Consider the following 12,912-nt stretch of genomic DNA (forward strand, 5'->3'; position numbering starts at 1 on the left):
TCGATGTCACGCCGCACCCCGTCGATGCGGTGCCGACCCGGGACGAGCCGGAGCATGTTCACTACGAGGCCACATTCCTGCTGCGTGCCGCCGACGGAGCTCTGGAACGGCCCACCTCCCGGCAGATCTCCCGGCGGTGGGTGAGCGTCGCCGACGTGCGAGGCAAGCTGGGTGACAAACTCAGGTCGGAGGCGGCCCACTCCCGCGTCTGACGGAGGCTCAGTGGACACGATTCCGATCCGATTCGTTGACGATCACCTGGTGATCGACATCGCGGAGTCGCTGTCGACAGTGCGCTCCGACGGGCGGCACCTGTGGCTCGGCGGCGACGAGACCGTGACGATCGAGCGCGTCACCCTCACCGCGGCCGGCGATGCCTTCGAGGAGCACGTGAGCTTCCCGGTCGGCGACTTCCTGCCGCTGCCCGAGCCGGCCGACGAGGACGGTGTCGTGCCGGAGATCGACATCGAGGGCCTGGATCTCGCCGGCGGGTACCTGTGGTTCACCGGATCGCATGCCAGAACCCGCAAGAGAGTACGGGCGGACCACGCCACCGATGCCGCCCTCGCCCGACTTGCCAAGATCAGCAACAATGGCAACCGTCATATCGTTGGACGAATTCCGGTCGTGAGTACCCCGGACGGGCCGGTGCTGGTCGCATCGGCGCCGGACCCCGCCCACCCCGGCGAGTTGCTGACCGCGGCCGCCCTGGGCTTGAGCAAGAGCACCCGGCTCACCCGCGAGCTGCGGGAGGACCCGCACCTGGGCCCCTTCCTGCGGATCCCGAGCAAGGACAACGGCCTGGACATCGAAGGCCTTGCCCTCGTCGGCGAGCGGATGTACCTGGGGCTGCGGGGTCCGGTGCTGCGTGGCTGGGCGGTTGTCCTGGAGTTGAGGGTCGCCGGGGCCGACGGCCAGAACCTGGTGCTCGCCCCGTTCGACGACGGCGCCGTCTACCGCAAGCACTTCCTCGACCTCGGCGGCCTCGGTGTGCGGGACCTGATGGCGGACGGCGAGGATCTCCTGCTCCTGGCCGGCCCGACGATGGACCTCGACGGCCCCGTCCGGATCCACGCCTGGCGCGGCGCCGCGCGGGCCGAGACGTCCGCCGTGGTGCATGACGGGGCGATCGAGAAGGTGCTTGACGTCCCCTACGGCGACGGTGTGGACCACGCCGAGGGCATCACGCTGATGGCGGATCCCGCCGGCTCCGGGCAGCACGCCGTGCTCGTCGTCTACGACAGCCCCGCCGCGCACCGCAGACAGCACCGCCACGAGATCCTCGCGGACATCCTGCCGCTCCCGGCCGCCCGCCGCTGATCACGCCGGTCGGCTGTCGGCGGACCGTTCGCCGCTGACTACCTAGCCCTGCCCAGCCGCTGACTGCCTAGCCGCTGACTGCCTAGCGGCTGACTGCCCTGCCGCTGGCCGCCTGCCGCTGACCGGCGGCAGGCGGCCGACGAGCCGGCTACCGCCCCGAGATGCGAGCCACCGCCCGCATCTTGTTCATCGCGTCGAGCGCCGCGACCTTGTACGACTCCGCGAGGGTCGGGTAGTTGAACACGGTGTCGACGAGGTAGGTGACCGTCCCGCCGCACCCCATCACGGCCTGCCCGATGTGGACCAGCTCGGTGGCGTGCGTACCGAACACGTGGATCCCCAGCAGCCGGCCGTCCTCCGGGCTGACCAGGAGCTTCAGCATCCCGTAGGAGTCGCCGAGGATCGCGCCGCGGGCGAGCTCGCGGTAGCGGGCGATGCCCACCTCGAACGGCACCGCACGTTCGGTCAGCTCGTCCTCGGTGCTCCCCACGTAGGAGATCTCGGGGATCGTGTAGATGCCGATCGGCATCAGCTCGGCCCGCATCCCGGTGGTCGGCTCGCCGCAGGCCGCGTAGGCGGCGAGCCGGCCCTGCTCCATGGACGTCGCCGCCAGGGCCGGGAAGCCGATGACGTCGCCAACCGCGTAGATGTGGTCGACCTCGGTCCGGAAGTCCGGGCCGACCAGGATGCGGCCGCGGTTGTCCGCGGAGAGCCCGGCGTTGCGCAGCTGGAGAACCTCGGTGAGGCCCTGCCGGCCGGCGGAGTACATGACCGTGTCGGCCGGAATCTTCTTGCCGCTTTCCAGCAGGGTGAGCGTGCCGCCGTTGTGGCGCTCGACGGACACCACGGATTCCCGGAACCGAAAGGTCACCGCGAGATCGCGTAGCTGGTACTTCAGCGCTTCGATGATCTCAAGGTCGCAGAAGTCGAGCATCCGGTCGCGCCGCTCGACCACCGTGACCTTGGTGCCCAGGGCGGCGAACATCGAGGCGTACTCGATGCCGATCACGCCTGCGCCGACCACGACCATCGAACCGGGGATGCGGTCGAGATCGAGGATCTGGTCGCTGTCGACGACCGTGCGGCCGTCGAAGTCGACCGAGTCGGGCCGCGCCGGCCTCGTCCCGGTCGCAATGATGATCTTCGTTGCCCGGACCTGCCGCTCCTCGACCCCGCCCGGGCTGCGGACGCTGACGGTGTGGGGGTCGATGAAGGTCGCGAGACCCGAGAGGACCTGGACCCGGTTGCGGGTGAGCTGGCTGCGGATCACATCGATCTCACGGCCGATCACATGCTGCGTCCGCGCGGAGAGGTCCGAGACGGTGATCTCGTCCTTGAGTCGGTAGCTCTGCCCGTACACCTCGCGCTGAGCCAGCCCGGTCAGGTACATGACCGCTTCGCGCAGGGTCTTGGACGGGATGGTGCCCGTGTTGATGCAGACGCCGCCGATCATGTCCCGCTTGTCGACGACCGCGACGCTGCGCCCGAGCTTGGCCGCGGCGATGGCGGCCTTCTGCCCGCCGGGCCCGGAACCGATGACAAGGACATCGACCTCATGCACGTCGTTTCCCCCTGTCATTTATCGTGTCACGCCGAGGCTATCCGCCAGATCGACCGGGAACACCCATTGCTCGGTGTTGTTACGTCTTTTTCCCGGTCACTTCCTCGCATCGTCACATCTGCGACGCCGGGTCTGACGGGCCGTGTCGATCGACACATACAGCCACAAGGTGGATGCGGTTGGTCCGCCGGTGCCCACCCGGGCGAGTGCCCCGGCTCGCGGCTCGCGGCTCGGGCTTGGGGCTCCCGGCTGCGCGGCGGCGGCTGCGGGGCGGCTGCGGGGCGTTGGGCAGCCGGCCTGCGCGCCTGCAGCGGCGGCGGGCCACCGGGCTGCGGTGCCCCGCGGAAAATTCCTGGCGCGGGGGCCGTAACGAAAGTTCCGGTGCCTCGTTGGACCTGTCGCAGGGGGTCGCGGGAGTCGTGGAGGCTGGCTGGGGGGTCTTCCACGGCTTCCGCGGCGGGGTGCCGAACCGTCTGGGGGGCGGGTACGGCATGAGGGACCCGGCTCGCCTGGTCGTCCAGGGAGCCGGGCCCGCCCGAGCCCGGCTACGGGTGCGTCATCGACAGCACGTCGAGGGCGGCGTCGAGTTCGGCCTCGGTCAGCTTGCCCGCCTGGATGTAGCCGCGCTCCAGCACCACCTCGCGGATGGTCTTCTCCTCCGCCAGGGACTGCTTGGCGACCTTCGCGGCCTCCTCGTAGCCGATGTACTTGTTCAGCGGCGTCACGATCGACGGCGAGGACTCGGCGTACCGCCGGCAGCGCTCCTCGTCCGCCGCGATGCCGTCGATGCACCGGTCCGCGAACAGCCGGCTGATCGTCGACAGGATGTGGATCGACTCCAGCACGTTGCGCGCGATGACCGGCAGCATCACGTTCAGCTCGAAGTTGCCCGCCGAGCCGCCGAAGGCCACCGCGGCGTCGTTGCCGACGACCTGCGCGACCACCTGGCAGACCGCCTCCGGGATGACCGGGTTGACCTTGCCCGGCATGATCGACGAACCGGGCTGCAGGTCGGGCAGCCGGATCTCGCCCAGGCCGGCCCGCGGGCCCGAGGAGGCCCAGCGCAGGTCGTTCGAGATCTTGTAAAGCGAGATCGCGATCACCCGCAGCACACCGGACGCCTCGACGAGCCCGTCCCGCGAGGCCTGTGCCTCGAAGTGGTTGCGGGCCTCGGTCAGCGGCAGCCCCGTCGTCGCCGCGAGCTCCGAGATGACCGCGGCGGAGAAACCGGGAGGCGTGTTGATTCCGGTGCCGACCGCCGTGCCGCCCAGCGGCAGCTCGCCGACCCGGGGCAGCGCGGCGTTCAGCCGCTCGATGCCGAGGCGGACCGCCGCCGCGTAGCCGCCGAACTCCTGGCCGAGGGTCACCGGCGTCGCGTCCATCAGGTGGGTGCGCCCGGACTTGACCACGCCGGCGAACGCCTCCGACTTGCGCTCCAGCGAGACCGCGAGGTGGTCGAGCGCGGGAATCAGCTCGTGCACTATGCCCTGCGTGGCCGCCACGTGGATCGACGACGGGAACACGTCGTTGGACGACTGCGAGGCGTTCACGTGGTCGTTCGGGTGGACGGGCCGTCCGAGCCGGTCCGAGGCGAGTGACGCCAGCACCTCGTTGGTGTTCATGTTGGAGGAGGTGCCGCTGCCGGTCTGGAAGACGTCGAGCGGGAACTGGTCGTCCCAGTCACCGCGGGCCACCTCGCCGGCGGCTTCGGCGATCGCCGCGGCCACGTCGCCGTCGAGTACTCCGAGCTTCGCGTTCACGGTTGCGGCGGCCGCCTTGATCCGGGCGAGCGCCGCGATGTGGGCGCGGGAGATCCGCTGGCCGGAGACGGGGAAGTTCTCGACCGCCCGCTGCGTCTGCGCACGCCATTTCGCCGAGGCCGGCACCCGCACGTCACCCATGCTGTCGTGCTCGATGCGGTATTCCTGCTCGCTCATGCGCCGATCTCCCGAGATGTCGTCAACATTGACCTGGCCGGTCGCCGGCGCGACTACCCGCGAAGGACATCCGCGGCGCTGGCCAGCTACTGAGCCTTTTCCGTCGTCGACTCGGACCTGCGGCAGCCCCCGGCCGTGGACCGTGAGATGGAGAAGGCTCACTGCCGACCCTAGGACATGAGGAGCTTCCGTCGCCCGGGCCGAGGTCATGGCGGATGCTCGTCACACCCGCCGCACGGGGCGCTGCGCAGGCCGGACGGTGCCCCGTCACAGCCGGCGGCGCAGCGTGGTCACGCCCAGGCGGCGCAGCGGGCCGAGCCGGCCGCGCCGGTGGGGCTGGTGGCACGTTCGTGGGTGTCGGGCCCGGCCAAAAAGAGGCGCCGGGTCCGGCGCGGCCGCAACGATTTGTGCGGCAGCACCGAACCCGGCGCGAAGTTTCGAACCGATGCTCCGAGCCCCGGTTCGGGAAATCCCTCGGCCCGTGTGGGCTTCGGGTTACTGCAGGCTCAACCCGCGGCCCGCTCCTTGGCCCGAATGTCCCGCCGGAGCTCCGGCGGGAGAGCGAACAGCAGGTGCTCGTCGGCGGAGGTGACCTCCTCGACGTCGTTGAACCCGCGCTCCGCCAGCCAGGCCATGACGCCCGTGACCAGCTCCTCGGGCACCGACGCCCCGCTCGTCACCCCGACCGTCTCGACGCCGTCGAGCCAGCTCTCGTCCACCTCGGTGGAGTCGTCCACCAGGAAGGACTTCGGTGCCCCCGCGTCCAGGGCGACCTCGACGAGCCGGACCGAGTTCGACGAGTTCGGCGAGCCGACGACGATCAGGAGGTCGACCTTCTCGGCGATCTCCTTGACTGCCACCTGACGGTTCTGGGTGGCATAGCAGATGTCGGAGTTCGGTGGACCCTGCAGATGCGGGAAGCGCTCGCGCAGTGCGTTCACCGTGGTCATGGTCTCGTCGACGGACAGTGTCGTCTGCGAGAGGAACGCGACCCGCTTCGGGTCCCGGACCTTCACCGCAGCCGCGTCCTCCGGACCGTCCACGAGATGAATGCGGTCCGGCGCCTGGCCGGTGGTGCCCACCACCTCCTCGTGGCCCTCATGACCGATCAGGAGGATGTCAAGATCCTCCTTGGCGAACCGGCGAGCCTCGGAGTGCACCTTGGTTACAAGGGGGCACGTCGCGTCGATGGTGCGGAGCTGACGCGAGGATGCCTCCTCGTGGACCGTCGGTGCCACGCCGTGCGCCGAGAACACCACCGTGGCGCCTACCGGCACCTCGTCGGTCTCTTCAACGAAGATCGCGCCCTTCGCTTCCAACGTCTTGACGACGTGGGCGTTGTGCACGATCTGCTTGCGTACATACACCGGCGACCCGTACAGATCGAGTGCCTTCTCGACGGTCTGGACCGCGCGATCGACACCCGCGCAGTAGCCGCGCGGCTTGGCCAACAGGACCCGCCCCATGTCGCAGCAGTCTACGCGGGTGCCGCTCGGCGCCAAGGGCCGCCGAGCGGAGCATCACCGGATGCGAACATCGTCCGAGCCGGTGATGACCTTGACCCCCCCGTGGGTCGTACGGTGCGTGGATGGCCCTCACGTCGACGCCCGACGAACCGCTCCCGGTGCGGACGATCTCCCGGGCGATGGGTGACTGGATCTCCCGGTTGGGGCGGGTCTGGGTTGAAGGTCAGGTCACGGAGATCTCCCGCCGGCCGGGCATGGGGACCGTTTTCATGACTCTGCGTGACTCCGCGGCGGACGTCTCCCTGCGGGTCACCTGCCCCCGTGCGGTGTGCGAAGCGGTGGGCCCGGGGCTGGTCGACGGCGCCCGGGTCGTGGTCTGGGGCAAGCCGTCCTTCCATGCAGGCAGGGGCACGTTGGCCCTTGCGGTCACGGAGATTCGGCCACTCGGCGCGGGCGCCCTGCTGGCCCGGCTGGAGCGGCTGAAGGCGACGCTGGCGGCCGAGGGGCTGTTCGCGGCGAGCCGCAAGAAGCGGCCGCCGTTCCTGCCCGGAGTCGTCGGGCTGATTACCGGCCGTGCATCCGCAGCCGAGCGGGACGTCGTCGAGAACGCCCGCCGCCGGTGGCCGGCCGTGCGCATCGAGCTACGCGAGGTGGCCGTCCAGGGGCCGCTGGCGGTGGGCCAGATCATCGACGCGCTCGCCGAACTGGACGCCGACGGCGCCGTCGAGGTGATCGTCATCGCCCGCGGCGGCGGCTCCCTGGAGGACCTCCTGCCGTTCTCGGACGAGGCCCTCCTTCGTGCCGTTGTGGCGGCCCGGACCCCGGTGGTGTCGGCAATCGGACACGAGCAGGACACGCCTCTGCTCGACTTTGTGGCCGATGTCCGGGCCTCCACACCGACGGACGCGGCCAAGCGGGTGGTCCCCGACGTCGCCGAGCAGTCCGCCGGAGTGGAGGCGCTGCGCGGGAGGGCCCGCCGCGTCCTCACCCACCGACTCGACCTCGAGGCCCGCCGCCTCGCCGACCTGCGGGGACGTCCCGTGCTGGCGGCGCCGCTGCGCGAGATCGAGCACCGGGAACAGGCAGTCGAAACACTGCGCTCGCGGTCGCGGCGCTGCGTCCTGCACGCGGTGGAGGTCGCCGGGCGTGACCTGGCACACGCCGCGGCCCGGATGCGCGCACTGTCGCCGGCCGCGACGCTGGACCGCGGCTACGCCCTGGTCCAGCGGGCCGACGGCCTCGTCGTCCGGTCGCCGGCCGAGGTGACCCGCGGCGAGCGGCTGGTGGTCAGGGTCGCGGGCGGTACCTTCGCGGCCAGCGTGGCCGCCGCACCGGCCACCCCTGTGGAAGACGTCGATCCGGACGCCGCCGTTGTGGATGCCGCCGCTGTGGGCGACGCGGAGGCCGCGCGGGCGCACGTGGTCGGCGTGGGCGGTGCGAGTACCGAGACAACCAGCGGGGGATCCGCCGGCACGGGGTAGGGACATGGAGACCACGATGACTGATCTTGAACCGACGTCGACGTCGACGTCGACGTCGACGCCGATGGCGGGCGCGGCGGGCGCGGCGGATGCCGGCCAGCCCGGCGGCGGCCGGCCCACCGCGCCCGCATCACGCCACGGTGGTTCCGAGGTCACCTACGAGGCGGCGCGCGCGGAGCTGGAGGAGGTGGTCCGCAGGCTGGAGGCCGGCGGCTGCTCGTTGGAGGAGTCGCTGACGCTCTGGGAGCGTGGCGAGGAGCTCGCGTCGCTGTGCCAGCGCCTGCTCGACGGCGCCCGATCCCGACTCGCGGCGAACCCGCTCGGGCCGGCCTGAAGGGCCGCCGCCGGGCGGGAACGGCCTGGCCGGGTCTTGGGCGCACGTGGTCCCCGGCTCGCTGTGCTGCTGGGGGAGAACCTGAGGATTCTGGTTGCCGGGGAGCCTGCCGCGGATTTCTGATGATCGTTTGCGGGTTCGGGGTTGGGTTGGCCTGAAGAGTTGAGGATTTTGGTCGTCCTGCGAGCCCGCAGCAGAATCCCGAGCCTCGGAACGCCGTTGCTGCCGGGCAAGAGCTGGGGATCGTGGTTGTCGGGACGACGAAAATCCCATGATCTTCGGGTGGTGGCGATCCTGGCCGCCACCCCCGCGTGTTGATCTTGGTTGAGATGATTTCGCGACGGACACCCTGGCGATCAAGATCCTTGCCGCTTGTCTGGTGGCAAACGTCGGTGACGGCGGCGGCTTCGGGGCGACGTCGGCTTTAACACGTTGGGTGGATCCGGCGGAGGTGGCAGGGGCGGGTCGGGCCGTAGGGTCAGGTAGCGGGGTTGTGGGTGACGGCCCCCGGTGCGGTCAGCTCTGGTCGCGCCGGTCCGGCGGTCGGAACTGGAAGATTGAGGGCGTGGCGCGTCAACGCGGTCAGGAAACAATTCGGGACATGGTGCTGTCGCTCGCGGTGGTGCTGGCGGGTGTCGCCGTCTTCTTCGTCTTCGTGATGCCGCACGGCGACGACGAACCCGACGTCGCCGTGGTCGAGGACATCGAGGCCACGCTCAGCGCGTACGCGCGCCAGGCGCCGTACCCGGCCTCGGCGCCAGCGGGTCTGCCGGAGGTCTTCAAGCCCACCACCGTCCGGGTGACGTTGCCCTCCGGCGGAACCAGTGACGGGGACAACACCCGGATCACCATCGGCTATGTCGTGGACCGGCCGGATGACCGGACCTTCGCTCGGTTCCTGCAGAGCAACGCCCCCGACGCGGTGCAGGCCATTCTCGGCGACCGCCCCATCACGGGCTCGGTGGACGTCGCCGGCCAGACCTGGGACGAACGGCGCGACAGCGACGGCCACCTGGCGCTGACCCGGGTTGACACCGGCGGCGTGACATCGATCGTCGACGACGGCGGTGGCCCAGGTGGGGCGGAACAGGCCGATCTGGCGACCGTCGCCGCCGCGCTGCGCCCGATCGACGTCAACGCGGTCTCGGGCGCGGCCTGACTCACCGTGGTGCCTGCCGCAGCCGGTGACTGCCGTGGTCTGGCGCCTGCCGGTGGCCCGGTCCCTGCCGCGACCCGGCGTGGGCCGCGGCGCCCCCCCGCGGCCCGCGGCCCACGCGGCTCTGGGGGCGCCCCCCGAAACGCGGATTGACCAGAAACGACTGCGGGTGGCCGTCACGCCCCCTCCGCGTGACGGCCACCCGTATCAACCTGTTTGACGCGGGTCGTCCACCGAAGGTTGCGCGGCCTTCGAAGATTTTTTCTGGGCGGCTCCGTCGCCGCTCTGTGGTCCCTTGCCGGGGCGGCCGACCAAGATCCATGGACGGGCCGTGCCACCGGCGTCGGGCCCCTGAGCGGGCCGGACACGTCCGGGTGACCAGGGCGCCGCACCGGAGCGTGATGGTGACCTGCCGCCGGTGGTGATGGGAGCCAGGCAACTCTCGGCGGCACGCGGGGCGGCGGCGAACTACGCTCCATCACGTGGCTGCCGACACCGCTTCCGTACCTGTATCCCTCGCCGTCGAAGGCCAGGCGCCAGACCGAAACCTGGCACTGGAGCTGGTCCGGGTGACCGAGGCCGCCGCGCTGGCCGCTGCCCGCTGGGTCGGGCGCGGTGACAAGAACGGCGCCGACCAGGCCGCTGTCGACGCCATGCGCCGGCTCGTCGGGACGGTGTCGATGCGCGGTGTCGTCGTGATCGGCGAGGGGGAGAAGGACGAGGCCCCCATGCTGTACAACGGCGAGGAGGTGGGCTCCGGCGAGGGGCCGGAATGTGACGTCGCCGTCGACCCGGTGGACGGCACGACCCTGACCTCCAAGGGCATGAACAACGCGGTTTCGGTGATGGCGGTCAGCGAGCGCGGCTCGATGTACGACGCCAGCGCCTGCTTCTACATGGAGAAGCTCGTCACCGGGCCGGAGGCGGCCAGTGTCGTCGACATCGACGCCCCGGTGGAGGACAACATCCGCGCGGTCGCGAAGGCGAAGGGTATCCTGCCGCGCGACGTGACGGTCGTGGTGCTCGACCGTCCGCGGCACACCGAGCTCGTGGACAAGATCCGGGCGGCGGGCGCCCGGGTGAAGCTCATCTCGGACGGTGACGTGGCCGGTGCCGTCATGGCAGCCTCCGCGGACACCGGCGTCGACCTGCTGCTGGGGATCGGCGGCACCCCGGAGGGGATCATCGCGGCCTGCGCGGTGACGTGCATCGGAGGCGTGATCCAGGGCCGCCTGTGGCCGCGGGACGACGCCGAACGGGCGAAGGTCGTCGCCGCCGGCCACGATCCGGGCCGGATTCTGCACACCCGTGACCTGGTCAGCAGCGAGAACGTCTTCTTCGTGGCGACCGGAATCACCGACGGCGAGCTGCTCGCGGGTGTGCGCTACCGCCCGGGCGGCGCGAGCACCTCGTCGCTGGTCATGCGGTCCCGCTCCGGCACCATCCGGCGGGTCGACAGCCAGCACCAGCTGACCAAGCTGCAGGCCTACTCGACCGTTCCGTTCTGATGAGTCGCCATGGCTGAGCTGGCACTCGCCCGGTTCGTCCCGCCCGCGGCGGCGAGCCGGCGGCTACCCGGCGTACCCGGCGCCGCCGCGGTGCGCCGCGCGGTGACCCGTCTCGACCGTCCCGGCCCGCACGGGAGCGCCGCCGACGTGACGACGTTGCCCGAGGCGCTGCGGCGGTTCCTGGCGCACCCACGCCCACCGGTGCTGCTGGGTGCCGTCGGCGCCGTCGCCGCGGTCAGGTACGTGCGCGGCCCGCTGCGCCGGCGCGATGCCGTCACCGCGGCGGCCTGCCTGGGCGCGCAGCCGTTCGTCGAGTGGGCGGTTCATCGGTGCCTGCTGCACGCCCGGCCGGGCGGTGCGCTGGGTTCGATCGGCTACCAGCTGGCCGGCTACGGTCACGAGCAGCATCACCGCGACCCCGCCAACCTGGACACGATGTTCCTGCGCCCGCGGGAGGTGACGGCTGGCGCGGCAGCGGCGGTGGCGGTCGCGTCGCTGGCCCCGCCGACCGTCGGGACGGTGGCGGTCTGCCTGGGCCTCGGCGCGTTGGCCTACGACTGGACGCATTTCCTGATCCACACCTCGATCCGGCCGTCGAGCCGCTACTACCGGCGGGTGTGGCGCGGGCATCGCCTGCACCACTACCGCAACGAGGGGTACTGGCTCGGCGTGACGAGCCCGGTCGCCGACCTGGTCCTGGGGACGGCCCCGGGGCGCGACGAGGTTCCCGTCTCGCCGACGGCGACCGGTGCCATCAGCCGCGGCGCCGCGCGTCGGGCACCGCGGCCCGCCCCGGTGCCCCCGCACAGCCTCGCCCGGCCGGCCTGACCTGGATCCTCGCCCGGCTCGCCTCACCTGCGGATCACGAAATGCCTGGCTGCTACTGCAGTCCCGCCGCGGGCTGGTAGCGGTTGTGACGTCGTGGCGCTGCGGCGCGGCTGTGGCTGCGCCGGCGTCGGCGCCGGAAACCGGCCTGGCTGGTGAGGCCGACGAGAATCCCGGCCAGCGAGTCGGCCTGGGCGGCGAGGGTGTGCTGGGCGACGACGTTGGCTCGGGCGCGGGCTCGTAGCAGGTCGGCGAGCGTGCCGTTGTCGAGCACCTGGGCGATCTTGTCGCTGAGATCGGCGATGTCGTCCGGGCGAGCGATCAACCCGGTGGCCTGGTCGGTCACGATCTCCGGCACTCCCGTTGACGGGAAGCAGACCACGGGCCGTCCGCAGGCCTGCGCCTCCAGCACACAACGCGGAAGCCCTTCGAGACTGGACGTGAGAACCAGGACGTCACTGGCCCGCAGCAGGTCGCCGACGTCGGTCCGGGGACCCAGAAAGACCACACGGTCGCCGAGCAGCTCAGCACCCAGCCGCCGAAGCGAGGCCGGTGAGCTCGGATCCGCGCTGGGCGCGCCCGCGACAGCCAGCCGGGTGGACGCCAGGTGCTGGGGGAGCGCGGCCACGGCGCGGATCACCGCGTCGATTCCCCAGCGCTGGTCGAGCCGGGACACGACCAGGACCAACGGCGCCGTCGGGTCGGTGGACAGGCTCGCCCGCACCGCGGGGTCCACCGGACCTGGGCGCAGCCGGTCGGTGTCGACACCGCTGCGGACGACCACAGTCCTCCCGGCCGCCCAGGGCGGCAGGGACGACGCGACCGCATCGCTGACCGCCACGGACCCGGCGGCGGCGCGCACCACCGCCCCCCGTAGCCGACCGACCAGATCCGGGTCGTTTTCCTCATGGAGGACGAGAAGAGCCGGTCGTCGGCACGCGGCCGCGGCCAGGACGGCGGCCAGGTGGGACCAGTGGCTGTTGGCCTGAAGGACGTCGACGTCGAGGCGCCGCGCGAGCTGTGCGGCGCGGGCGGCGGTGGCCACGGTCCGCCCGGTCTCCCGGGCGGTCAGCGCGCGGTCGCGGGGTCGGTCCGGATGGCGCAGAGTTCGGCTCAATGGCCCCGGAAGCGTGGCGTGTTCCCGACCCGCGACCTGCCAGGCGGCCGCGGCCGGGCTGCCGGGCGGAGTGGCCAGGATCTGCTCGACGCCGCGCCGCTCCAGCAACGGCGCCATCCGAAGGACGAAACGCTGGGATTCCCAGAGCCCCGCCCCCTGCTCGATGACGAGGACCCGCGTGACCGGCTGCTTGTCCACACTTACGAA

Annotated in this window: 10 protein-coding genes and 1 pseudogene; 7 read left to right on the forward strand and 4 right to left on the reverse strand. The window is 71.4% G+C overall.

Annotation, left to right across the window (positions count from 1 at the left end; genetic code table 11):
* Nucleotides 1-212 (forward strand): annotated as a pseudogene (locus FREUN1FDRAFT_RS23560) (NUDIX hydrolase); the annotation flags it as partial.
* A 10-nt stretch (nucleotides 213-222) separates the two neighbouring features.
* Nucleotides 223-1,320, forward strand: a complete 1,098-nt coding sequence (locus FREUN1FDRAFT_RS23565; protein WP_006542728.1) for a DUF3616 domain-containing protein — start codon at nucleotides 223-225, stop codon at nucleotides 1,318-1,320.
* A gap of 148 nt (nucleotides 1,321-1,468) precedes the next feature.
* Here FREUN1FDRAFT_RS23565 and sthA read toward each other — a convergent pair whose 3' ends face one another.
* From sthA to FREUN1FDRAFT_RS23580, 3 genes are all read right to left on the reverse strand, one after another.
* The gene (sthA, locus tag FREUN1FDRAFT_RS23570; protein ID WP_006542729.1) at nucleotides 1,469-2,881 is read right to left on the reverse strand and encodes a Si-specific NAD(P)(+) transhydrogenase; all 1,413 of its coding nucleotides are present in this window, start codon (nucleotides 2,879-2,881) and stop codon (nucleotides 1,469-1,471) included.
* A gap of 545 nt (nucleotides 2,882-3,426) precedes the next feature.
* Nucleotides 3,427-4,818 carry an aspartate ammonia-lyase gene (locus FREUN1FDRAFT_RS23575; RefSeq protein ID WP_006542730.1) on the reverse strand — a complete coding sequence of 464 codons (1,392 nt, stop codon included), beginning with the start codon at nucleotides 4,816-4,818 and terminating at the stop codon, nucleotides 3,427-3,429.
* 506 nt (nucleotides 4,819-5,324) lie between these two features.
* Nucleotides 5,325-6,284, reverse strand: a complete 960-nt coding sequence (locus tag FREUN1FDRAFT_RS23580; protein WP_006542731.1) for a 4-hydroxy-3-methylbut-2-enyl diphosphate reductase — start codon at nucleotides 6,282-6,284, stop codon at nucleotides 5,325-5,327.
* Nucleotides 6,285-6,406: 122 nt separating this feature from the next.
* Between FREUN1FDRAFT_RS23580 and xseA the strand changes: the two genes are divergently transcribed.
* The 5 genes from xseA to FREUN1FDRAFT_RS23605 all read left to right on the forward strand — a co-directional run bounded on the left by xseA (nucleotide 6,407) and on the right by FREUN1FDRAFT_RS23605 (nucleotide 11,591).
* Complete coding sequence (xseA, locus tag FREUN1FDRAFT_RS23585) at nucleotides 6,407-7,765, forward strand: exodeoxyribonuclease VII large subunit (protein ID WP_006542732.1); 1,359 nt, start codon at nucleotides 6,407-6,409, stop codon at nucleotides 7,763-7,765.
* Between the two features lie 16 nt (nucleotides 7,766-7,781).
* Complete coding sequence (locus tag FREUN1FDRAFT_RS23590; RefSeq protein WP_006542733.1) at nucleotides 7,782-8,099, forward strand: exodeoxyribonuclease VII small subunit; 318 nt, start codon at nucleotides 7,782-7,784, stop codon at nucleotides 8,097-8,099.
* Nucleotides 8,100-8,664: 565 nt separating this feature from the next.
* Complete coding sequence (locus FREUN1FDRAFT_RS23595) at nucleotides 8,665-9,258, forward strand: DUF4245 domain-containing protein (RefSeq protein WP_076829482.1); 594 nt, start codon at nucleotides 8,665-8,667, stop codon at nucleotides 9,256-9,258.
* 566 nt (nucleotides 9,259-9,824) lie between these two features.
* Entirely contained in the window at nucleotides 9,825-10,763 is a 939-nt protein-coding gene (glpX, locus tag FREUN1FDRAFT_RS23600) for a class II fructose-bisphosphatase (protein ID WP_006542735.1), read from the forward strand.
* 9 nt (nucleotides 10,764-10,772) lie between these two features.
* Nucleotides 10,773-11,591, forward strand: a complete 819-nt coding sequence (locus FREUN1FDRAFT_RS23605) for a sterol desaturase family protein (protein ID WP_006542736.1) — start codon at nucleotides 10,773-10,775, stop codon at nucleotides 11,589-11,591.
* A gap of 52 nt (nucleotides 11,592-11,643) precedes the next feature.
* Here the strand turns inward: FREUN1FDRAFT_RS23605 and FREUN1FDRAFT_RS23610 are convergent, their stop codons facing one another.
* Nucleotides 11,644-12,903, reverse strand: coding sequence for a glycosyltransferase family 4 protein (locus FREUN1FDRAFT_RS23610; protein WP_006542737.1), 1,260 nt, complete (start codon nucleotides 12,901-12,903; stop codon nucleotides 11,644-11,646).
* Nucleotides 12,904-12,912 lie beyond the last annotated feature (9 nt).

Origin of the sequence: Parafrankia sp. EUN1f (assembly GCF_000177675.1) — a bacterium.
Taxonomy (GTDB): domain Bacteria; phylum Actinomycetota; class Actinomycetes; order Frankiales; family Frankiaceae; genus Parafrankia.